Below are 24289 nucleotides of genomic sequence, written 5' to 3' on the forward strand. Positions count from 1 at the left end.
CGCCGTGGGCCGGGCCGACGGACGACGGCGGCGCGCTGTCCGGCAGTTGGGCGGTGGTCAGCCACCCGGAGAGCCGCCTCGCCGACGCCCTCGCCGACGCCTGCGCGCGCGGGCTCGAACAACGAGGTGCCTCGGTGACCCGACTCCGCGTCGACGCGCCGGAGTGCGACCGCGACACGCTCGCCGACCGCCTGCGCGGCCTCGGCCCCCTCGACGGCGTGGTCTCCCTGCTGGCCGACCTGCCGGGGGAGCGCGCCGGCCTGCCCGGTCTCACCCACGGCCTCGCGGCCACCCTCGAACTCCTCCGGGCGCTCACCGACGTCCACCCGGGCGGCAGGCTGTGGTGCGTGACCTCCGGCGCCGTGTCCAGCGGCGACGACGATCCGGTCAGGCACGCCGAACAGGCCCAGATCTGGGGGCTCGGCCGCAGCGCCGCACTCGAACTCCCCGGCGTCTGGGGCGGCCTGGTCGACATCACGACCCCCGACGGCGTCGAACCGCCCCTGCCGGACGAGTCCGTGGCGTCCCGCCTCGCCGACGTCATCGCCCACGGCGTCGAGGACCAGGTCGCGATCCGTCCCGACGGCGTCCGCGTACGGCGTCTGACCCGTGCGGCGGCCGGCGCCGACGACCGGCTGTGGCAGCCCGCCGGAACGGTCCTCATCACCGGCGGCACCGGCGGCCTGGGCGCGCACATGGCCCGTTGGGCCGCCACGGCGGGCGCGCAACGCGTCGTCCTGGCCGGTCGGCGGGGCGCGCAGACCCCGGGAGCCGAGGACCTCGCGGCCGAACTGACCGCCGCGGGCGCCGAGGTGCTCGTCGAGAGCTGCGACCTGGCCGACCGGACCGCCGTGGAAGCCCTCGTCGAGCGGATCGACGCCGACGGACCGCCGCTGCGCGCGGTGGTGCACGCCGCCGGAGTCACCCAGACCGCCGCGATCACGGACACCGGCCCGGCCGAGGCCGCCGCGATCACCGGCGGAAAGGCCGCGGGCGCGAGCCACCTCGACGCCGTGCTGGGCGAGCGGCCGCTGGACGCGTTCGTCCTGTTCTCCTCCGTGGCCGGCGCCTGGGGCAGCGGCGCCCAGGGCGTCTACGGCGCCGCCAACGCCCACCTCGACGCGCTGGCCCAGGACCGGCGGGCCCGCGGACTGACCGCCACGTCGATCGCCTGGGGACCCTGGGCGGGCGGCGGCATGGCCGAACAGGACGGCGCGGACCAGCTCGCCCGGCGCGGTCTGCGCTCGATGGCCCCAGAAGCTGCCGTGGACGCCATGGCGCGCGCGGTGGGCCTGGGCGACACCGAGCTGATCGTCGCCGACGTGGACTGGAACGCCTTCGCCCCCCGCTTCACCTCCCTGCGGCCGAGCCCCCTGCTCGCCGGCCTGCCCGAGGTCGGGGCCGCCCTCGCCGCGCGGGAGGCCCGGGAAGCCCGAGACGCCTCGGCCGCCGGCCCGGGCCGGGCGGGCCCCGCGCTGGCCGCCCGGCTGGCCGCCGTGGGACCCGCGGAACGCGACACGCTGCTGCTGGACCTGGTGCGCGGCGAGGTCGCCGCCGTCCTCGGCCATGACTCGGCCGGGCAGGTGCAGGACCACCAGGCCTTCAGCGACCTCGGGTTCGACTCCCTCACAGCCGTCGAACTCCGGGACCGGCTCAGCCGCGTCGCCGGCGTCGACCTGCCGAGCACCGTGGTGTTCGACTGCCCGACCCCCGTCGAACTGGCCGCCCGGCTACGGGCCGACCTCACCGACGGCGACGTCTCCGTGCTCGCCCCCGTCCTCGCCGAACTCGACGGCCTGGAAGCGGCGTTCGGCCGGGTGGCCGACGAGGACCCGCAACTGCGCGCCCGGGTCACCCTGCGCATGCGGCGCTTCCTGGAACGGCTCTCCGCCCTCGACCGGGAGGACACCGCGCCGCCGGACGCAACCGGCGTGCAGAGCGCCTCCGACGACGAACTGTTCGCACTTCTCGACCACCATCTCGAAGCCCCCGGGCAGGCCCCGAAAGGTGACCCCTCATGAGCGGCGGCGACCACACCAACGGCGACCACACCAGCGGTGGCCACAGCGGCGGCGACAACAAGCTGCGGGACTACCTGAAGCGCGCCACGGTCGAGTTGCAGCGGGCCCGCGCCCGGATCGCGGAGCTGGAGCGGCCCGAGCCGATCGCCGTCATCGGCATGTCCTGCCGTTACCCCGGCGGCGTCCGCTCGCCCGAGGACCTGTGGCGACTGGTCGCCGACGGCGCGGACGCGGTCGGCGGCTTCCCCGTCGACCGCGGCTGGCCGCTGGACGACCTCTACCACCCCGACCCCGACCACCTGGGCACCAGCTATGTGCGCGAGGGCGGCTTCCTGGACGGCGCCGGCGAGTTCGACCCCGGCTTCTTCGGGATCAGCCCGCGCGAGGCGCTGGCCATGGACCCGCAGCAGCGGCTGCTCCTCGAGACCGCCTGGGAGGCCTTCGAACGCGCCGGCGTCGACGGGCGCGCGCTCAAGGGCAGCCCCACCGGCGTCTTCGTCGGCGGCACGCCCACCGGCTACGGAGCCGGCGTGGAGCGGATGCCCGACGGCGTCGAGGGGTACGCGCTCACCGGCAGCGTGGGCAGCGTGATGTCGGGCCGGGTCTCCTACGTCCTCGGACTCGAAGGACCCGCGGTGACCGTGGACACCGCGTGCTCGTCGTCGCTGGTCGCCCTGCACCTCGCGGTCCAGGCGCTGCGCCAGGGCGAGTGCACCCTGGCCCTGGCCGGCGGGGTGACCGTGATGGCGACCCCGGCCGCGTTCATCGAGTTCAGCCGGCAGCGCGGTCTGTCCACCGACGGCCGCTGCAAGCCCTTCGCCGCCTCCGCCGACGGCACGGGCTGGGCCGAGGGCGCCGGGATGCTCCTGGTCGAGCGGCTCTCCGACGCCCGCCGCCACGGCCACCCCGTCCTCGCCGTCGTCCGCGGCACCGCGGTCAACCAGGACGGCGCGAGCAACGGCCTGACCGCGCCCAACGGCCCCTCCCAGCAACGGGTGATCGAGCAGGCCCTCGCCAACGCGGGCCTGGCCCCGGCGGACATCGACGCCGTGGAGGCGCACGGCACCGGCACCCGCCTCGGCGACCCCATCGAGGCGCAGGCCCTCATCGCCGCCTACGGGCCCGGCCGCTCGCCCGACCGGCCGCTGCGGCTCGGCGCGGTCAAGTCCAACCTCGGACACACCCAGGCCGCCGCCGGAGTGGCCGGCGTCATCAAGACCGTCATGGCGATGCGCCACGGGGCCCTGCCCAAGACGCTCCACGTGGACGAGCCGACACCACGCGTGGACTGGTCGTCCGGCACGGTCGAACTGCTCACCGACACCGTCGACTGGCCTCGCGCGGCGAACGGCGAACCCCGCCGGGCCGGCGTCTCGGCGTTCGGAGCCAGCGGCACGAACGCCCACGTGATCCTGGAGGAGCCCGCAGCCCCCGTGGACCGGGACGGCAGCCACGCCACAGCAATGCCGTCGGGCGCCCTGCCCTTCGCCGTCTCCGCCCGAGGCGAGGACGGGCTACGGGCCCACGCCGCCCGGCTGGCCCGCTTCGCGCGCCTCGACCCGGACACCCCGCTCCCGGACATCGCGCTCACCCTCGCCGTGCACCGCTCCGCCCTCGACGACCGCGCGGTGGTCCTGGCCGCCGACCGCGCCGAGCTGGTCGCGGGCCTCGAGTCCCTGGCCGCGGGGGAGCCCGCACCGGATGTCGTCCGGGGCCCGGCGCGCCAGGTCACCCGCCCCGTGTTCGTCTTCCCCGGCCAGGGTTCGCCCCGGCTGAGAGAGACCGTCGATCTGCTGGACTCCGCCCCCGTCTTCGCCGAGCGGATCGCCGCCTGCGAGGCGGCGCTCGCGCCGTACGTCGACTGGTCGTTGACCGAAGTCCTGCGCTCGGGGCCCGACCGGTGGCCGGACCGGCCCGACGTCGCGCAGCCGGTCCTGTGGGCGGTGACGGTCTCGCTCGCCGCGCTCTGGGACTCCCTCGGCATACGGCCTACCGCCGTGGTCGGCCACTCCCAGGGCGAGATCGCGGCCGCGTGCGTCGCGGGCGCACTGTCGCTGGAGGACGGCGCGAAGATCGTCGCCCTGTGCGGCAAGGCCGTCTCGGAGCTGCCCGCAGACGCCGGCACGGCGTCGGTCGACGCCCCGGTGGAGCAGGTGGCCGAGCTCATCGCCGCCTACGCCGGCCGCGTGTCCGTCGCCGAGGTCAACGGCCCGGCGTCCGTCCTCGTCTCCGGCGACCAGACCGCTCTGGACGGGCTTCTCGCCGACTGCGCGGCAGCCGACGTGCCCGCCCGGAGACTCCAGGCCCGCCACGCGGCGCACTCCGCGCGGATCGAGCCGCTGCGCGAGCGGCTGCTGACCCAGCTGGCCGAGATCCGGCCGACCGCTCCCACCGTGCCTTTCTACTCCTCGGTCACCGCCGGCCGGGTGGAGACCGACGCGCTCGACGCGGAGCACTGGTACGCCAACCTCCGCCGGACCGTCCGCTTCGAGGAAACGGTCCGCCTGTTGCTGCGTCAGGGCCACGACGCCTTCATAGAGGCCTGGCCCGACCCCGTGCTCAGCACCGCCCTGCGCGACACGATCGACTCCGTACAGGCCGCCGCGGTCACCCTCGCCACCCTGCGCCCCGACGACGACGGCGGCGGCGCAGGACTGCGTACCGCGCTCGCCCAGGCGTTCACCAGCGGTCTCGACGTGGACTGGCGTCCGCTGCTCGCCCACCGGGGCGCGACCCGTGCCGACCTGCCCACCTACGCCTTCCAGCGGGAACGGTTCTGGCTGGAGAACGCGCCCGGCGCGCAGGCCGCTCCCGCCGAGGCCACCGAGAGCGCGCGGCCCGACGAGGCGCGCTTCTGGGCGGCCGTCGAGGACCAGGACCTCGACGCCCTCACCTCCCTCCTCGACCTGCCCGGCCCCTCGGGACGCGCCGCGCTGGCGCCGGCGCTCGGCTCACTGGCCGCCTGGCGCGACAGCCGCCGACTCGGCGCGACCGTCGACGCGTGCCGCTACCGCGTCGCCTGGCGGCCGCTCACCGCACCCCCCGAGCCGACGCTCACCGGCACCTGGCTCGTCGTGTCGCCCGAGGACGCGGACGGCGCCGACCTCGACCCGCCCGACCTCGACACGTCCTGCGTCGACGCGCTGGCCGCACACGGCGCGCGGGTGGTACGGCTGCCGGTCGCCACGGCCGACGTCGACCGCGCGGCGCTGGCCGAGCGGATCGCCGAACTGCGCGCGGGACTCCCGGACGACGGCCTCGCCGGCATCGTCTCCCTGCTGGGCATGGCGGGGCGGGCCCGCGCGGACCACCCGGCGCTCTCCCGGGGCATGGCCGCGACCATCGCGCTCACCCAGGCCCTCGCCGACACCGAACCCGGCGGCCGCCTGTGGTGCCTGACCCGCGGCGCGGTCTCCGTCGCCGACCGGGACCCGCTGACCCGCCCGGAGCAGAGCCGGATCTGGGGGTTCGGCCGGGTCGTCGGACTGGAGTTCCCCCGGCTGTGGGGCGGCCTCGTCGACCTGCCCGAACGTCCCGACGCCCGCGCCTGGACCCGGACGGTCGGCGTACTGGCCGGCGCGGGCGACGAGGACCAGACCGCGGTACGCGACTCCGGCGTCCTCGTCCGGCGCCTGGTACGCGCCCCGGCCGCCGACCGGAAGCCCGTACGCGACCCGCGGCCCACCGGCACCGTCCTGGTGACCGGCGGCACCGGCGGTCTCGGCGCGCACATCGCGCAGTGGGCCGCGGAGCAGGGCGCCGAACGGCTCGTGCTGACCAGCCGGTCCGGACTCTCCGCGCCCGGCGCCGAGGAACTCGCCCAGCGGCTCACCGCGCTCGGCCCGCAGGTCACCGTCGCCGCCTGCGACATGGCCGACCAGGAGGCGGTGGCGCGACTCGTCGCCGAGATAGACGCCGACGGCCCCCCGCTGCGGGCCGTCGTCCACGCGGCCGGCCTCGGCCAGGCCGGCGCGCTCGTCGACACCGATCTCGCCGAGAGCGACCGGCTGTCCGCCGGCAAGGTCGTCGGCGCGCGGGTGCTGGACGCCGTGCTCGGCGACCGCCCGCTCGACGCGTTCGTGCTCTTCTCCTCGATCGCCGGCCTGTGGGGCAGCGGCCGGCAAGGCGTCTACGCCTCCGCCAACGCCTACCTCGACGCCCTGGCCGAGCACCGCCGCTCCCGCGGCCTGACGGCGACCTCCATCGCCTGGGGCCCCTGGGCCGGCTCCGGCATGGCCGACGACGAACGGGCCCGCGAGGCCCTGGCCGGCCGCGGTCTGCGCATGATCGACCCGCGCAGCGCCGTCGCCGCGATGGACCGCGCCCTGGAACTCGACGAGACGACGGTCGTCGCCGCCGACATCGACTGGGAACGGTTCCTCACCGGCTTCACCGCGCTGCGGCCCAGCCCGCTGTTCGACGAACTCCCCGACGCACAGCGTGTGCTGCGCGCCGCCGCCGCGCAGGACAGCGCCGCCCCCACCGCCGGCGAACTGGCCCGTCGACTCGCCCGGGCCACCCCCGCCGAGCACGAGGCGATCGTCCTGGACATCGTGCGGGCGCAGGTCGCCCAGGTCCTCGGGCACTCCGCCCCGATGGCCGTCCCCGTCGACCGCCCCTTCCGCGACCTCGGCTTCGACTCCCTCACCACCGTGGACCTGCGCAACCGGCTCAAGGACGAGACGGGCCTCGCCCTGCCGACCACACTCCTCTTCGACTACCCGACCTCCCAGCTGCTCGCCAAGCACATCCTGGCCACGCTCGACGGGGCGGCGGAGCCGGTCGCCGGGCCCGTCGAGCCGACGACCGCACGGGCCGACGAACCGATCGCGATCGTCGCGATGGCCTGCCGCTACCCCGGCGGCGTCACCGGCCCGGAGGAGCTCTGGGACCTGATAGCCGCCGGCACGGACGCGGTCGGCGGCTTCCCCGCCGACCGCGGCTGGGACGTCGAAGGGCTCTACGACCCCGACCCCGACCGCCCCGGCACCTTCTACACCGACGAAGCCGGATTCCTGGACGCGGCCGGCGACTTCGACGCCGAATTCTTCGGCGTCAGCCCCCGCGAGGCGCTCGCCATGGACCCGCAGCAACGCCTGCTGCTGGAGACGACCTGGGAGCTGTTCGAACGGGCGGGCATCGACCCGGAGTCCCTGCGCGCCAGCGCCACCGGCGTCTTCGTCGGCGGCACCCCGACCGGCTACGGCACCGACGTGGCCCGGATGCCCGACGGCGTCGAGGGCTATGTGCTCACCGGCACCGCCGGCAGCGTCATCTCCGGGCGGCTGTCCTACCAGTTCGGCCTCGAAGGCCCGGCCATGACCGTGGACACCGGCTGCTCCTCCTCCCTGGTGGCCCTGCACCTGGCCGCCCAGGCCCTGCGCCGCGGCGAATGCTCCCTCGCCCTGGCCGGCGGGGTGTCGGTGACCTCCACCCCCGGCGGCTTCGTGGAGTTCAGCCGACAGCGCACCCTCGCCGGCGACGGCCGCTGCAAGGCGTTCGCCGCGTCGGCCGACGGCATGGGCTGGTCCGAAGGCGTCGGACTGCTGCTGGTGGAACGACTCGACGACGCCCGCCGCCACGGACACCCCGTGCTCGCCGTCGTCCGCGGCAGCGCCGTCAACCAGGACGGCGCCAGCAACGGCCTGACCGCCCCCAACGGCCCCTCCCAGCAACGGGTGATCCGCGCCGCCCTCGCCGACGCGGGCCTCGCCGCCGACGAGATCGACGCCGTCGAGGCGCACGGCACCGGCACCAGCCTCGGCGACCCCATCGAGGCCCAGGCGCTCATCGCGACCTACGGCAGGGACCGCGACCCCGAGCGGCCGCTGTGGCTCGGCTCGGTGAAGTCCAACATCGGCCACACCATGACGGCCGCGGCCGCCGCCGGGATCATCAAGATGGTCATGGCGATGCGCCACGGAGTCCTGCCCAAGACCCTCCACGTGGACGAGCCCACCCCGCACGTGGACTGGTCCGCGGGCGCCGTCCAACTGCTGACCGAGGCCCGGAGCTGGCCCGCCGGACCGCAGCCGCGCCGTGTCGGCGTCTCCTCCTTCGGCATCAGCGGAACCAACGCCCACCTGATCATGGAGGAGCCCCCCGACGACACCGCCCCGGCCACCGCGCCGCCGGATCCCGCGCCCGGTGCGCCGGCCCTGAGCGACCTCGGCGCGATCCCCTTCCCCGTCTCCGCGAGGAGCCCCGAGGGGCTGCGCGCCCAGGCCGCCCGACTCGCCGCCCACCTGGAGAGCGACCCCGGCCAGGACGTCTCCCTGACCGACCTGGCCCACTCCCTGCACTCCACCCGCTCCGCGATGCGCCACCGCGCCGTGGTCCTGGCCGCGGACCGCGAGGGGCTCCTGCACGCACTGGAGAGCCTCGCCGCCGGCACGCCGGCCGCCGGCGTCGTCGAGGGCCAGGCCCGGCACGGCGAACGGGTCGTATGGGTCTTCCCCGGCCAGGGCTCGCAGTGGGTCGGCATGGCCGTCGGACTGCTCGACAGCGCACCGGTGTTCGCCGCGCAGATCGCCGCCTGCGAACAGGCCCTCGCCCCGTACGTCGACTGGTCCCTGGAAGAGGTGCTGCGCGCCGAGGGCACCGCGGCGCAGGCACGGTACGCCCGGGTCGACGTCCTCCAGCCGGTGCTGTGGGCCGTGATGATCGCCCTCGCCGAACTGCTGCGCGCCTGCGGCGTCGAACCCGCCGCCGTCGTCGGACACTCGCAGGGCGAGATCGCCGCGGCCTATGTGGCGGGCGCCCTCAGCCTGGAGGACTCCGCGCAGGTCGTCGCCCTGCGCAGCCAGGCCATCAAGGCCCTGTCCGGACGCGGCGGCATGCTCTCCGTCGGCGAACCCGCCGAGCGGGCAGCCACCCGACTGGAGCAGTGGAACGGACGCCTGTCGGTCGCCGCGGTCAACGGCCCCGGCTCCACCGTCGTCTCCGGCGACACCGAGGCACTCGACGAACTCGCCGCCCGCTGCGCGGCCGAGAACGTACGCCACCGGCGCATCCCCGTCGACTACGCCTCGCACAGCGCCCATGTCGAGGAGATCGAGGACCGCCTCGCGGACCTGCTCGTCGGCATCGAGCCGCGCCCCGCCCGCATCCCCTTCTACTCGACCGTCACCGCCGCCGTACAGGACACCACCGGCCTGGACGCCGACTACTGGTACCGCAACCTCCGCCGGACCGTGCGCTTCGAGGACGCCGTACGCCTCCTCGTCGACGCCGGACACACGGCCTTCGTCGAGATCAGCGCCCACCCCGTACTGGTCGCCGGCATCGAGGAGGTGCTGGACGACACGGACCGGCCCCCGGTGGCGCTCGGCCTGCTGCGCCGCGACGAACCCGACGTCGACCGCTTCCTCTGCTCGCTAGCCGAAGCCCACGCCCACGGGCTGCCGGTCGACTGGACCGCGGTCCTCGGCGCCGGCTTTGGCCGCCGCGTCCCGCTGCCCACCTACGCCTTCCAGCACCGGCGGTTCTGGCTGGAGTCCGGCACCGGCCGCAGCGGAGCCGGCGACGCCGCCGGACTCGGACTCGCCCCCGTCGACCACCCGCTGCTGCTCGCCGGCACCACCCTGTCCGAACTCGGCCACCTCGTGCTCACCGGTCTGATCTCCGCACGCACCCAGCCGTGGCTGGCCGACCATGCCGTGGCCGGCGCCGTCCTGCTGCCCGGCACCGCCTTCGTGGACCTCGCCGTCCGCGCCGCCGACGAAGCGGGCTGCGGCCGACTCGACGAACTCACCCTCGAAGCGCCCCTGATCCTCCCGCCGAGCGGCGGAGTCCGCATCCAGCTCGTCGTCGGCCCCCCGGACCGCACCGGCTGCCGCGCCCTCACCGTCCACTCCCGTCCCGCCGCCGACCGGGCCGACGACGCCGACGGCTGGGAGCGGCACGCCAGTGCCGTACTCGCCCCCGCCACCCCGCCCGCCGACTTCGACCTGACCTCCTGGCCCCCCACCGGCGCCGTCCCCCTCGACATCACCGGCTTCTACGAGCAGGCGGTCGCCTCCGGCTACGCCTACGGGCCGGCCTTCCAGGGCCTGGAACGCGTCTGGCGGGTCGGCGACGAGGTCTGCGCGGAGGTCGCGCTCGGCGAACGCGAGCGCGACGAGGCGGGACGGTACGGTCTGCACCCCGCGCTGCTGGACGCCGCGCTCCAGGCGTACGGCCTGGCCGGCTCCGGCGGCCGGGACGCCAGGATCCTGCTTCCGTTCACCTGGAACGGTGTCTCGCTGCACGCCTCGGGCGCCCAGCGACTGCGCGTACGCCTCGTCCCGGACGGCGCCGACACGGTCACCGTGCTGGTGGGCGACAGCGAAGGCATGCCGGTGCTGCGCGCCGACTCCCTCGTGCTGCGCCCCGTCTCCGTCGACCAGCTCGCGGGCGGCCGGGACGCCACCCGGGACGCGCTGTTCACCGTCGACTGGAAGCCGGTCACCGCGCCGCCCGCCGACGACACCGACGACACCGGCGGCAGCGGGGCCGCCTGGGCGGTCCTGGGCGAGCCCGGCGCCCCGGACACCACGGAGCTCCTCGCCGGGCTCACCGCCGCCGGGATCGCGCCCGCCGTGTACCCGGACCCCGCGGCCCTCGGCGCCGCCGTCGAAGAGGGCGCTCCGGTACCGGACTTCGCCCTGCTCACGACCTCCGACGCCCCGCCGAAGGAGGCCATGGACCAGCACCCGGGACTGGCCGAACGCGTGCACACCGCGACCGCACGCACGCTCACCGACCTCCAGGCATGGCTCGCCGACCCGCGGCTGGCCGACTCGCGGCTCGTCGTCCTCACGCACGGTGCGCTGGCCACGGCGCACGGCGAAGCCGTCGCCGGCCTCGGCAGCGCCGCGACCGTCGGACTCGTCCGGGCCGTGCAGAGCGAGCAGCCCGACCGCTGCATCCTGATCGACCGGGATGCCGTCGTCGGCTCCGGTGCGCTGCTGCCCGCCGCGGTCCGCGCGTCCCTCGCTCTCGGCGAACCGCAACTCGCCGTTCGCGAGGGGCAGTTGCGGGTGCCTCGGCTGGGGAGGATCGGCGAGTCCGACGCGCTCGTGCCGCCGCCCGGAGCCTGGTGGCTGGACACCGTCAGGGCCGGGATCCTGGACAATCTCGCCCTGGTCCCGGCACCGGCGCTCCCGTCGGCCGAGGAACTCGGGGAGGGGCACCTGCTGATCGGGATCCGCGCCGCGGGGCTCAACTTCCGGGACGTGCTGATCGCCCTGGGCGTCTACCCGGACGCCGACGCCACGATGGGCGGCGAGGGCGCGGGCGTGGTGACCGCAGTGGGACCCGGCGTATCGGGGTTCGCGGTCGGCGACCGCGTCCTGGGCATGTTCCAGGGCGGGTTCGCCCCGCACGCCGTCGCCGACCAGCGCATGGTGACGAAGCTGCCCGACGGATGGTCGTTCGAGCGGGGCGCGTCGGTGCCGGTGGCGTTCACCACGGCCTACTACGGGCTGGTGGAGCTGGGCGGGCTGCGCGCGGGCGAGCGGGTGCTGATCCATGCGGGTGCGGGCGGGGTCGGCATGGCCGCGGTGCAGATCGCGCGTCACCTGGGCGCCGAGGTGTTCGCCACGGCGAGCGAGGGCAAATGGGACACCCTGCGCTCCCTCGGTCTGGACGACGCACACCTCGCGAGTTCCCGCACGCTCGACTTCGAGGAGCACTTCCGCGCGGCCACCGACGGCCGAGGCGTCGACGTGGTGCTCAACTCCCTCGCCGGGGAGTTCGTGGACGCGTCGCTGCGGCTGACCGCCGCCGGCGGGCGGTTCGTGGAGATGGGGAAGACGGACGTCAGGGACGCCAAGGAGGCGGCGGCCGACCACGGGGGAGTGTCGTATCAGGCGTTCGACCTGATCGCGGCGGCCGGCGCGGACGGGATCGCTCGGCTGTTCTCGGTCCTGATGCCGCTGTTCGGATCGGGGGCGCTGGAGACGGCGCCGGTGCGGACCTTCGACGTGCGGCGGGCGCCGGAGGCGTTCCGGTTCATGTCGCAGGCCAGGCACACGGGCAAGCTGGTGCTGCGGATGCCGCGCCCGCTGGACCCGGACGGCACGGTCCTGATCACCGGAGGCACCGGCACGCTCGGCGGGCTGCTGGCCCGCCACCTCGTCGCCCGGCAGGGCGTGCGTCACCTGGTGCTGACCGGTCGCCGTGGCCCGGACGCCCCGGGCGCCGAGGAACTGGTCGCGGAACTCGCCGCCGAGGGCGCCCAGGTGACCGTTCAGGCGTGCGACGTGGCGGACCGGGAGGCACTGGCCGCCGTCCTGCGGCGCATCCCGGCCGAGCACCCCCTCACCGGCGTGGTGCACGCCACCGGCGCCCTCGACGACGGCCTCGTCGACTCCATGACGCCCGACCGGCTGCGGCGCGTGCTGCGCGCCAAGGTCGACGGCGCCGTCCATCTCCATGAACTCACCGCCGACCAGGACCTCTCCGCCTTCGTTCTCTTCTCCTCCCTCGCCGGACTGCTCGGCAGCGCGGGGCAGGCCAACTACGCGGCCGCCAACACCTTCCTCGACGCACTCGCCCAGGACCGCCACGCGCGGGGCCTGACCGCCACCTCACTGGCCTGGGGCCTGTGGGCCGAGGCCAGCGGGCTCACCGGCCGGCTCGCCGAGGCGGACGTGGCGCGGATGGCGCGCGGCGGCGTCGTCCCGCTGCCGACCGACCTGGGACTGGCCCTCTTCGACACCGCCCGGACCACCGACGAAGCCCTCCTGGCGCCCGTGCGCATCGACAGCGCCGCGCTCCAGCCCGGTCTGACCGCGCCGATCCTGCGCGGACTCGCCCGAGGGCGGACCCGGCGCTCCGCCTCGGCCGGCCCGACGACGACGGGCGTCCCGCTCGACCGGCGGCTGTCCGCACTGTCGGCGGCCGAGCAGGAGGAGCTCCTGCTCGATCTGGTCCTGGCCGGCGTCGCCGCGGTCCTCGGGCACGGCTCCGTGGCCGCGGTCGATCCCGACCTGGCCTTCCGGGACCTCGGCTTCGACTCGCTCACCGCCGTGGAACTGCGCAACCGCCTCACCGCGGACACCGGCCTGCGGCTGCCCGCCACCCTGGTCTTCGACCACCCCAGCCCGGCCGACCTCGCCCGCCGCCTCCTGGAGGACTTCGCCCCGGCACCCGCCGAGACCCCGGCACCCGCCGAGACCCGGGAACCCGCCTACGCCACCCCTGACGCCGACCCCGCGGCGGCCATCGCCTCGATGGACACCGACGACCTCATCCGCCTGGCCCTGGACGGCTCCCACGACTCCTGACGCCCCAGGCCACACGAAGAGGGGGCGGTCGGCTCCGGCCGACCGCCCCCTCTTCCGCTTCCCTCACTGCCCGAGGAACGCCAACTCCTCCTTGCGCAGCGGCGGTTCGGCGGAGGTAGGACGGCCGGCGGGGCCGGCGGTCGGGCCGGTGGCGAGCCGCTGGACGGCGGCGAGCACCTCGGGCGCCCGGAGCCGGGTCAGGGGCGCGGACAGCGTGGTGACCTCCATCGTCGCCGCCGCCACGGCGGGCTGGGACAGCGCGGCCGTCGAGACCAGGTCCGCGAACTGCCGTCCCGCGGGGGAGGGGTTGGCCAGCCGGGCGTCGGTGACCTCCGCGCGGCAGCCCGGATAGCCGAGGTCCTGGGTGGTCGCCAGGATCCACGCGTCGTCGATCGCCGCGCTCACCGCCCGCTGGGCGCGCCGGGCGAGCTGCGGAGCGAGGCCGCCGAGCCGGCGCAGCTCGCCGTCGAGGGCGAGCACGCCGTGGGCGGCGCAGCTCATCCCGTGCCCGTACACCGGGTTGAAGGCCGCGAGCGCGTCGCCGAGCACGGCGAACCCCTCCGGCCAGGGGGTGAGCTGTTCGTAGTGCAGCCGACGGTTGTGGGTGCTGCGCGAGCCCTGGACGTCGGTGACCGGTTCGGCGGAGGCGATGAGTCGGCCGACGATCGGATGCCGCACCGCTCCGGCGAACGCGGCGAACCCCTCCTCGCCGCCCGGCGGTTCGGCGCCCCGGGTCCCCGAGACGGTGACGATCCACCGGCCGCCCTCGATCGGCACCAGCACCGCGCTCTGCCCCGGTCGTCCCGAGCGGTGGTCCGGATAGACGCTGACCACGGGAAAGTCCCGCTCCGCCCCCGCCGGAGCCCGGAAGATGCGGCTGGAGTAGCGCAGTCCCGAGTCGACGGTCTCCTCCCGGACGGGCGGCAGCCCCAGCTCCGCCAGCCACTTCTTGGCCGGCGAGCCCCGGCCCGTGCAGTCGACGACGAAGTCCGCCGCCAGCTCCGTCGGCCCGGCCGAGCCGTCCCGTGGCTGGAGGGCGACCCCGGTGACGCGGCCGGCCGCGGAGAGCGGGCCGAGCAGGTCCACCCCGTCGAGCAGGGTGATCCGAGGATCGCGCAGCACGGTGTCGCGCACCGTCCAGTCGAGCAGCTCCCGACTGCATGTGATCATGAACTCGGCGCCGGGGAACCGCTGCTGCCAGCCGTAGGCCGTCAGCGACACCACGTCCGCGGGCAGACCGATCCGGTGCGCCCCCGCGGCGAGCAGGCGGTCGGTGGTGCCGGGCAGCAGACCGTCGATCGTCCGCGCACCGCCGGACATCAGCAGATGCGCGTGCCGCGCCTGGGGCAGCCCCTTGCGCAGGTACGGCCCGTCGGGAACCGTGTCGCGTTCCAGCACGGTGACGGAGTCCACATGGCCCGCCAGGACATGCGCTGTCAGCATCCCCGCGAGCCCGGCGCCCAGCACCACGGCGCGCTTCGAGTCGGTCATCGGTACGCCACACCCTTCCAGTCGTCGATCGAGGCCGCGCGGTCCCGTGTCATCCGGGGCCCAGGAACACCACGTCGGAGCGGCCCCAGTAGCCCTGCATCTCGGTGATCAGCCCGGCCGCCGAGACCTTGACGGCCATCACGTAGTCGAACCGGATGCGGGTGCCGGGGCCGTTGTCCTCGGGCGGCGCGGGAATGAACCCCAGGCGCACCAGATTCGGCCCCCAGGGCAGGTAGTTCATGGTGGTGACGACCGGCACGGCGGCGCTCGCACCGTCCTGCGCCGCGACCGGCACGCCGAAGTCCTCGAAGGCCCGGCACTCGATGGCCGCGCCCGCGTGGGCGCGCAGCGCCTCGATCCCGGTCTGCGACCCGGTGCCGACCGGGTCCTCGAACGTCACCTGGGGCGAGTAGAGGGCGAGCAGCCCCTCCAGATCGCCGGCGTTGACCCGGCGGCAGTGTTCCACCACCAGGTGCTTGCACAGCTTCTCGTCGGGCACGGCGGTCTCCCGGGGTTCTCGTCGTCACATGCTCACGTCGGTGGCGCCCCAGAAGCTCCTGACCTCTTCGATGAGCCCTTCGTCGCCGATCCGGAACGTCATCACCGCCTCCACGGTGATCCGCCCCCGGTCGGGATCCGTGATGTTGACGACGTCGGCGGTGAGCGAGGCTGCGGCGTGCCGGTCGTCCTGGGCGCAGACGATCGACTTGACGGTGTCCTTGATGTCGGCCTGGTTCATGGTGACGTCGTAGAAGTGACGCAGCGCCTCGGGGCCGCGTGAGACGGAGAGGCCCATCGGATCCTCGATGTAGCCGTCCGGGGCGAACATGGCGACCACGCCGTCGACGTCGCCCGCGTTGAGCCGGCGGTAGTACTCCGTGATGATCTTCTTGCGGGTGGGCTCGTCGGTCATGGTGTTCCCTTCGTCGGTGGCGCTCGGCCGGAACGCGCCGAGCCAGTACGGCTCGCGCCGGAACGGGTACGTCGGCAGCTCGATCCGCCGGGCGCGGACGCATCCGAACAGCACGGCGGGATCCAGGTCCGCGCCGGCCGCGCACAGTCGGGCCAGCGCGAGCGCGAACGCCCGGGGCCCGGGCACGCCCTCCCCGTACAGGTGGACGGTGACGGCCGCGCCGGAGTCCGGACGGTCCTCGCGGGAGTCGCCGAGGTCCAGGACGAGGTCGGCGCCCGCCGCCTCGGCCGCATCGGCTGGGCCGGTGGCCGGCGCGACGCCGGCGAGCAGGGCTTCGACGTCGATCTTCGCGCCGCTCCCGGCCACCAGCGCGGCCGTGTGCGCGGGCACCGCCGTGCGGTCGCCCAGGACGTCCGTCCGGCCGGCGGCCACGCAGACGGCCTGACCGAGCGTCAGGCTGCCGCTGAGATGGGCGGCGGCGACCTGCCCGATGCCGCGGCCGACGACGACGTCCGGGCGCACGCCCCGGCTCTCCAGCAGCCGGCCGGCGGCGACCAGGCCCGCGAACGCCGCCGCGTCGGCATGCGGTACGACGCCCTGCGCGCCCGGCACCGGCAGTGGCCCGTCCAGGTGGGGGGCGAGGGCGTGGGCGGCCTCGTCCCAGGCGCGGGCGTAGGCGGGGAAGGCGGCGTACAACTCGGCCTCGGCGGCGGGCAGCCGCTCCTCGACGCCGGGGAGCAGCAGCGCCAGACGCGCGTCCTCGTCGGCGGACTGGCCGGTGACCAGGCCGGGATGGCGGGCGTCGGCGGCCAGCGCGGCCAGCGCGGCCAGCGCGTCGAGGAGCTCCGCCCGGTCCCGCGCCAGGATGACGGCGCGCTCCTCGAACGGGGTGCGGGTGGTGGCCAGCGACCAGGCGACCTCGGCCGGGGTGACGGTGTCGTCGGCGGACAGCCGCGCGTGCAGGCGTCGCGCCTGCGCGGCCAGGGCGGGCCCGGTGCGGGCCGACAGCAGACAGAGCGGCGGAGCCGACCCGGCGGCGTCGGGGGAGACCTCCACGGGCGGCTCGTCAGGTGAGACTCCCACCGGCGGCTCGTCGGGCGCCTGTTCGAGAATGAGGTGCACTTTGGTGCCGTTGCCGCCGAACGACGACACCCCGGCGCGCCGCGGTCGCCCGGTCTCGGGCCAGGCCACGGACTGCCGGGCCAGTGCGACGCCGCCGCCCTCCCAGTCGACCTCGGCCAGCGGCTCGGCGGCGTGCAGCGCCTGCGGCACGGTGCCGTGCCGCAGGGACAGGATCGTCTTGATGACGCCGACGACCCCCGAAGCGGCATGGGGGTGGCCGATGTTGGCCTTGACGCTGCCCAGCCACAGCGGATGATCGGCGCTCCGGTGCCGGCCGTAGGCGTCGATGACGGCCTCGGCCTCCACGGCGTCCCCGAGCGGGGTGCCGGTGCCGTGCCCCTCGACGACGTCGACGTCCGCCGGACCCAGGCCGGCGTCGGCGAGCGCGAGCCGCATCACCTGGCTCTGCGACGGGCCGTGCGGCGCGGTCAGCCCGTTGCTCGCGCCGTTGTGGTTCAGCGCCGACCCGCGGATCACCGCGAGCACCTCGTGACCGCGCCGGCGGGCTTCGGAGAGGCGTTCGACGACCAGCATCCCGGCGCCCTCGCCCCACCCGGTGCCGTCGGCGGCGGCCGAGAAGGACTTGCAACGACCGTCCGGGGCGATGCCGCCGAGGTTGTCGAAGGCGGCCGGGAACGCCATCACCGTCACACCGCCGACCAGCGCGGTGGAGCATTCCCCGCGCAGCAGCGCCTCGCGGGCCAGATGGAGCGCGACGCCGGAGGACGAACAGCCGGTGTCGACGGTGAGGGTCGGCCCCTCCAGACCGAAGGTGTAGGCCACCCGGGCGCAGGCGAAGGGGGAGCCGCTGCCGGAGGACACGTAGGGCAGACTCGCCTCGGGCACCTGCCGCAGGTCGGAGACATAGTTCTGGAAGAAGGTGCCCAGGTAGACACCCGTACGCGACCCGCGCAGCCGGCGCGGATCCTCACCCGTGCGCTCCCACGCCTCCCAGGCCAGCTCCAGCAACAGCCGCTGCTGGGGGTCGATCACCAGCGCTTCCTCCGGGCTCATGTCGAAGAACGCCGGGTCGAACCCCGAGGCGCCGGCGATGAAACCGCCCTCGGACAGCAGGCCGACGCCGCGCAGGGCGCCGTTCCAGGTGGCGAACCGCTCCAGGTCCCAGCCCCGGTCGTCCGGGACGGGCCCGATCGCGTCGCCGCCGGACACCAGCAACTCCCAAAGCTCGTCCGGCGATTCGATGCCACCGGGCAGCCGACAGCTCATCCCGACGACGACCACGGGATCGCTCTCGTCGGACCCGGCAGAGGGTGCGACGACCGGGGCGACGGCCTCCTCCTCGTCCCCGGTGAGCCGGGCGCGCAGATGCCGGGCGAGGGCGTCGGGGGTGGCGTGGTCGTAGACCAGGCCGACCGGCAGCCGCAGCCCGGTGGCGGCGGCGAGCCGGTTGCGCAGATCGACCGAACTGAGCGAGTCGAAGCCCAGGTCGCGGAAGAGCCGCCGGGGCGCGACCGCGTCGCCGCCGGGGTGGCCGAGCACGGCCGCGGCCTGTTCGCGCACGAGATCGAGCAGGATACGGGTGCGTTCGGCGGGCGGTTCACCGGCCAGCCGGGCGGCCAGCTCGGGGCTGCCGTCCGCGCGGGCACCGACGGCACGACGCGGGGGAGTCCGGATCAGACCGCGGAACAGCGGCGGCGCCGGATGCCCGGCGAGCTGCCGGGTGAGCGCGCCGAGGTCCGTCGGCAGCGCCACGAACAGCGCGCCGCCGGTGCGCACCGCGACGTCGAGCACGGCCAGGCCGTCCGCGCTGGACAGGCTGCCGAAGCCGGCGCCGGTCATCCGCTCCCGGCCGGCGCCCTGCACCCCCCGGGTCAGCTCGCTCGGCTCCTCCCACAGCCCCCAGGCCACCGAGGTGGCGGGCAGGCCGTCCGCGCGGCGGCGAGCGGCCAGGGCGTCCAGGAAGGTGTTGGCGGCCGCGTAGTTGGCCTGACCGGCGGTGCCGAGGACACCGGCGGCCGAGGAGAACAGCACGAACGCGGCCGGCGGCAGCTCGCGCGTGAGCTCGTCGAGGTGGAGAGCGGCGTCCACCTTGGGGCGGAAGACCCGCGCCATCCGCTCCGGGGTCAGCGCGTCCAGCACGGCGTCGTCGAGTGCGCCCGCAGCGTGGACGACGGCGGTCAGGGGGTGCGCCGCGGGCACCGCGGCCAGGACGGCGGCGAGCGCGTCCCGGTCGGCGGCGTCGCACGCGACGACGGTGGCCCGGGCACCCAGCTCGCCCAGTTCTTCGACGAGTTCCCGTGCCCCGGGAGCGTCCGGGCCCCGACGGCTGAGCAGCAGCACCCGGCGCACCCCGTGCCCGCGCACCACATGGCGGGCCACGAGCGCGCCGAGGGTGCCGGTGCCGCCGGTGATCAGCACGGTGCCGTCCGGGTCGAGCGGGGTGTGGTCGGGGGCAGCGGCGGTGGCGGCACGGCTGAGCCGGGGCGCGCGCACCGTGCCCTCGCGCAGGGCCAGCCGGGGTTCGCCCGCCGCCAGAGCCTCACGAAGGGCGTCGGCCGAGACCGGCGCGTCGGCGTCCAACAGCAGGACCCGCCCGGGGTGTTCGGCGTCGGCCGAACCCACGAGCCCCCACAGCGGCGCGGCCTCCAGATCGGGCGCCGCACCGTCGCCCACGGCGACCGCGTCACGGGTCAGCAGCACCAGCCGACCGTCCCCGAGCCGCTCCGCCGCCAGAAACGCCTGAAGGAGGTCCAGAGCCGCGACCGCGGCGGCCTCGGGTCCGGGGCCCGCGGCGGCGGCCGGAACGACCACGACGTCCGGCGCGCCGGCGCCCGCGGCGACGGCCGCGATCAGCGCGGACAGATCACGGTGAACGGCGACCTCGGCGCCGGCCTCGCGCAGCGAAGCGGCCAGAGCGTCATGCCCCGGGTCGTCGCCGAGCAGCGCCCATCGCCCCGCCGGTCCCTCTGCCGACCGGTCCACCGGCGCCCAATCGACGGCGAAGAACGCATCGCGCGGCAACCCCTCCGGGGCCTGCGGGTCCGCCACCTCCACCGGCCCGAACGCCACCGGTCCGAGCTCGGCCAACGGCTGCCCGGCGGCGTCGGCGAGCGTCACGACCACCGTGTCGTCGACACCCGGACGCAGCCTGACGCGCGCGGCGTCGGCGCCGGCGGCGTGGACGACGACGCGACCCAGCGAGGTCGGCAGCCAGGGGCGGCCGTCGCCGTCGTCCACCTGCGCGGGCCGGGCGAGGCCCCAGGCCCGCAGCGCCGCGTCGAGCAACGCGGGGTGGATGCGGTAGCCCCGCACCTCGCGTGCCTCGTCGTCGAGGACCACGTCGGCGAACACCTCGTCGCCGCGTCGCCACATCCCGCGGATCACGGCCGCGTCGGACGTGCCGTCCTCCCGAGGGACCGGGACCCGGACGGCGTCCGGGGGCGGCCAACTGTCGCCGCCCGGGGCCGGGGGAGGCGGCGGGGCGGTGAGCGCGGCGGTGGCGTGCCGGACCCATCGGCCGCCCGCCACGTCGGGGTGACGCACATGCACGGTGAGGGTGCGGTGATCGCGGCCGACCCCGTCGGCGGTCACCTGGACGCGGCCGGCGCCGGCCGAGCTCAGCACCAGCGGCCGCTCCAGGACCAGCCCCGCCACGGCGGCGCCGACCTCGTCGGCGGCCCGCACCGCCAGCTCCGCCACCGCGGCGGCGCCCACCACGGGCAGCCCGCGGACGTCATGGCGCAGTGCCGGGCCGGAGAGGTCGAGGACCCCGGTGAGAACGACCGCGTCACGGTCGGCCAGCTCCACCGCGGCGCCGAGCACCGGGTGGTCGGCGGCGTCCACCCCGAGCGCGGAGGGCTCGGCGACCGCCGCGCCGGACGACAGCCAGTAGCGGACGCCCTGGAACGGGTAGGTGGGCAGCTCCACACCCACGTCCGCGGCATCGATCCCGGCTCCGGCTCCGGCCGCCGCGAACAGCGGAGCCAGGCCGATCCTGGTACCGCGCACCGCCGCCTCGGCCAGCGAGCCGCGCATGCGAGCCAGCGAGCCGTCGTCCCGCCGCAGCGTGCCGACGACACAGGCGTCCGCCTCCGCGGACTCCGCGCACTCCTCGACGGCCGCAGTGAGCACCGGATGCGGGCTGGTCTCGATGAAGACGCCGTGCCCGGAGGCGAGCAGGGCGCGTACCCCCTGTTCCAGCAGCACCGGCCGGCGAAGATTGCGGTACCAGTACCCGGCGTCCAGCTCCGCGGTGTCGATCCAGTCACCGGTGACCGTCGACCAGAACGGCACCTCGCAGGTGCGGGGCTCGATGTCGGCGAGATCCGCCGCCAGCCCCTCGCGCAGCGACTCGACCTGCTCGGAGTGCGAGGCGTAGTCGACCGGGATACGGCGCACCCGCACCCCGTCGGCCTCACAGGCCCGCACGAACGCGTCCAGCGGGCCCGCCGCGCCGGAGACGACCGTGGAGCGGGGGCCGTTGTGCGCGGCGACCGAGAGCCGGAGACCGTCCTTGTCGAAGCGCGCCAGGACCGCGTCGGCCGGCAGCGCCACCGAGGCCATCCCGCCGCGCCCGGCCAGCTCCGCGGCGATGGCCCGGCTGCGCAGCGCGACGACCTTCGCGCCGTCCGCCAGCGAGAGCGCCCCCGCCGCACAGGCCGCGGCGATCTCCCCCTGGGAATGGCCCAGGACGGCGGCCGGCCGAACGCCGTGGTCCTGCCACAGCCGGGCCAGGGACACCAGGACCGCCCACAGGGCGGGTTGCACGACGTCGACCCGCGCCAGCGCCGCCTCGTCGTCCAGCACCTCGCTGAGCCGCAGGCCGGTCCACGGCGCGAGGGCCTCCTCGCAGGCTCTGAGGTGCGCGGCGAACGCCGGGCACTCGTCGCGCAGTCGGGTCGCCATCCCGGTCCACTGGGAGCCCTGCCCGGGGAAGACGAAGACGACCTTGCCGCGCACGGCGGCCAGCCCCTCGACCAACTGCGGCGACCCAGCGCCCAGTTCGAGCGCACGCAACGGCTCCTGGGCGCTGTCGAGGTCGTCGACGAGCACGACCGCCCGGTGCTCGAAGGCGGTCCGCCCGGTGGCCAGAGCCGCGCCCACGGCGGCCGGGTCCGCCCGCGGCTCGCGCACACACCACTGCGCCAACTGCCGGGCGCGGGCCCGCAGCGCCTCCGGCGTCGCCGCCGACAGCAGCCACGGCACGGGCCCGCGGCTCAGCGGATCGTCCGTCCCCGGCTCGTCCGTCCCCGGCTCGTCCGTCCCCGGCTCGTCCGTCCCCGGCTCGTCCGTCCGCGGCTCGCGGGATGCGGTTGCCGGGGCCGCGTCCTCGGGCGCGGCCTCTTCCAGGACCACATGCGCGTTGGTGCCACTGAGACCGAACGAGGAGACCGCGGCGCGGCGCGGCCGCCCGGTCCGCGGCCACTCACGTGACTCGACGGCGAGGCGCACCTCCCCGGCGGACCAGTCGATGTGCGGCGACGGGGCGTCGACGTGCAGCGTGCGCGGCACCTGCCCGTTGCGCAGCGCCATCACGGTCTTGATGACACCGGCGACACCCGAAGCGGCCTGGGAATGCCCGATGTTGGACTTGATCGACCCGAGCCACAGCGGTTGTCCGGGCTCGCGTCGCTGCCCGTACGTGGCGAGCAGGGCCTGCGCCTCGATGGGGTCGCCGAGCGTGGTGCCGGTACCGTGCGCCTCGACCAGGTCGACCTGGTCGGGGGAGAGCCCGGCGTTGGCGAGGGCGGCGCGGATGACCCGCTGCTGGGAGGGCCCGTTGGGCGCGGTCAGCCCGTTCGACGCGCCGTCCTGGTTGACGGCCGAACCGCGCAGCACGGCGAGCACGCGCCGGCCGTTGCGGCGGGCGTCCGACAGCCGCTCGACCAGCAGCAGGCCCACGCCCTCGGCCCAGGAGGTCCCGTCGGCCGCGGCGGCGAACGGTTTGCAGCGGTTGTCCGGGGCCATCATCCCCTGGCTGCTGAACCCGTGGAAGATGCTGGCGTTGGACATCACGGTCACCCCGCCGGCCAGGGCCAGCGAACATTCGCCGTTGCGCAGCGCCTGCACCGCCAGATGCAGCGCGACCAGCGACGAGGAGCAGGCGGTGTCCACCGTCACCGCCGGGCCCTCCAGCCCGTAGACGTAGGACAGCCGCCCGGAGATGACGCTGCTGGAGGTGCCGCTGGCCATGTACGTGGCCAGACCCTCGGGCAGCGTCGTGACGCCGGTGCCGTAGCCGGTGGCCGTGGCGCCGATGAAGACGCCGGTCCGGCTGTGCTTCAGCGAGGACGGCACGATCCCGACCCGCTCGAAAACCTCCCAGGACGTCTCCAGCAGCAGCCGCTGCTGCGGATCCATCGCCAGCGCCTCGCGGGGCGCGATGCCGAAGACGGAGGCGTCGAACCGGTCGACCCGGTCCATGAAGCCGCCCTGCGGGACGGGCCCGATGCCGTCGCCGGCGGCCGCGAGGTCGAGCACCTGCTGCTTCCAGCCCCGATCGTCGGGCAGATCGCCGATGGCGTCGGCGCCGTCGGCGACCAGCCGCCACAGATCCTCGGCCGAGGACACGGACCCGGGGTAACGGCAGCCCATCCCGACGATCGCGATCGGCTCCCGGGCGGCGCCGGCCAGTTCCTCGTTCTGCGCGCGCAGCCGTTCGTTCTGCGTCAGCGACGCCCGGAGCGCGTCGACGAGCCGGTCGGGAGGGGACGTCATGACGAACTCCGCTCGTCGCAGTGGCAGACCGAGGCAGGGCTGCCGCTGAACCTAATGAGCGGAATACGCGACCCCAACCCCACACTTGCCGGGCCCGACCCCTGATCGCCGGCCCACACCCCCTACCGACCACCGCAGGCACACCGAGCCCGACCGGACTTCGAGGCGCAGGCTCACCCAGAACCGGCGTGTTGGGTTTTCGGCTGGGAGGCAGGAGCAGCAAGCGCCGTGCGACACGCCAGCCAGGCGTCGGCACTCAGCAGATCCTGAAGCCTGGTGAACAGGGCGAACAGCTCAGGGCCCCACTTGTCGCGGAAGGCGGAATCGACGAGAGCGATATCGAGTTCGTTGGCCGCCGACAGTTCGGCGTAGTCCCGGCGCAACTGTGGCCCTGGCACGTAGGAGCTGCCGGTGAACCTGTCATGGAAGGCGGCGTCGGCCTGGTCGAGAGCCGGGTGCGTGGCCTTCCGGTCGCATGAGGCGTACAGGTACACGATGGCCTCGGCCTCGGTGCCGATCACCTCTGCAAGATCATTACGACGGTCCAGTGGCAGCAGCGCTGTGGGGAAGCCGTCCGTGCCGTAGAACGCGTGACACAGGCCGGCGAGTTGGAGAGCCGGGCGGGCCTTCCACGTCGCCAGCCGCGCCTGTACGCGCTGGAGGTGGGTGAGGAGGGTGCCGCCGGGGTGGGCGATGCTTTCTGCGGCGAACTCACGCAGCAGGGCGACAGCCCGGTCGGTCTTGGCAGGAAGAGCAGGCACGGTGTCCGTGTCCCTTCGATGGATCGGTACAGG

The 24289-nt window shown here is 75.4% G+C and carries 4 protein-coding genes and 2 pseudogenes; 2 read left to right on the top strand and 4 right to left on the bottom strand.

Annotated features, from left to right (window positions below; genetic code table 11):
* Positions 1-662: 662 nt before the first annotated feature.
* Positions 663-2021 (top strand): annotated as a pseudogene (locus tag ACWD4O_RS41175) (SDR family NAD(P)-dependent oxidoreductase); the annotation flags it as partial.
* On the top strand, positions 2018-13291 hold the full coding sequence (locus ACWD4O_RS41180; protein ID WP_451288169.1) for a type I polyketide synthase: 11274 nt from the start codon (positions 2018-2020) through the stop codon (positions 13289-13291). The pseudogene ACWD4O_RS41175 and the gene ACWD4O_RS41180, both read left to right, overlap by 4 nt.
* Before the next feature lie 63 nt (positions 13292-13354).
* On the opposite strand, the gene ACWD4O_RS41185 is transcribed toward ACWD4O_RS41180, so the two are convergent.
* The 4 genes and pseudogenes from ACWD4O_RS41185 to ACWD4O_RS41200 all read right to left on the bottom strand — a co-directional run bounded on the left by ACWD4O_RS41185 (position 13355) and on the right by ACWD4O_RS41200 (position 24256).
* On the bottom strand, positions 13355-14782 hold the full coding sequence (locus ACWD4O_RS41185; RefSeq protein WP_451288170.1) for an NAD(P)/FAD-dependent oxidoreductase: 1428 nt from the start codon (positions 14780-14782) through the stop codon (positions 13355-13357).
* A 49-nt stretch (positions 14783-14831) separates the two neighbouring features.
* Positions 14832-15281: a nuclear transport factor 2 family protein gene (locus ACWD4O_RS41190; protein WP_451288171.1), complete on the bottom strand. Its 450-nt coding sequence runs from the start codon at positions 15279-15281 to the stop codon at positions 14832-14834.
* Positions 15282-15305: 24 nt separating this feature from the next.
* Positions 15306-23495: pseudogene (locus ACWD4O_RS41195) on the bottom strand (SDR family NAD(P)-dependent oxidoreductase); the annotation flags it as partial.
* A 173-nt stretch (positions 23496-23668) separates the two neighbouring features.
* A complete protein-coding gene (locus ACWD4O_RS41200; protein WP_451288172.1) occupies positions 23669-24256 on the bottom strand; it encodes a DUF6817 domain-containing protein in 588 nt (195 codons plus the stop codon).
* Between the last annotated feature and the right edge of the window lie 33 nt (positions 24257-24289).

The organism is Streptomyces sp. NPDC002623 (genome assembly GCF_053592635.1).

Coding starts and splice junctions, on each gene's coding strand:
- ACWD4O_RS41185 (WP_451288170.1), bottom strand. CDS start 14,782: ATGACCGACTCGAAGCGCGCCGTGGTGCTGGGCGCCGGGCTCGCGGGG.
- ACWD4O_RS41180 (WP_451288169.1), top strand. CDS start 2,018: ATGAGCGGCGGCGACCACACCAACGGCGACCACACCAGCGGTGGCCAC.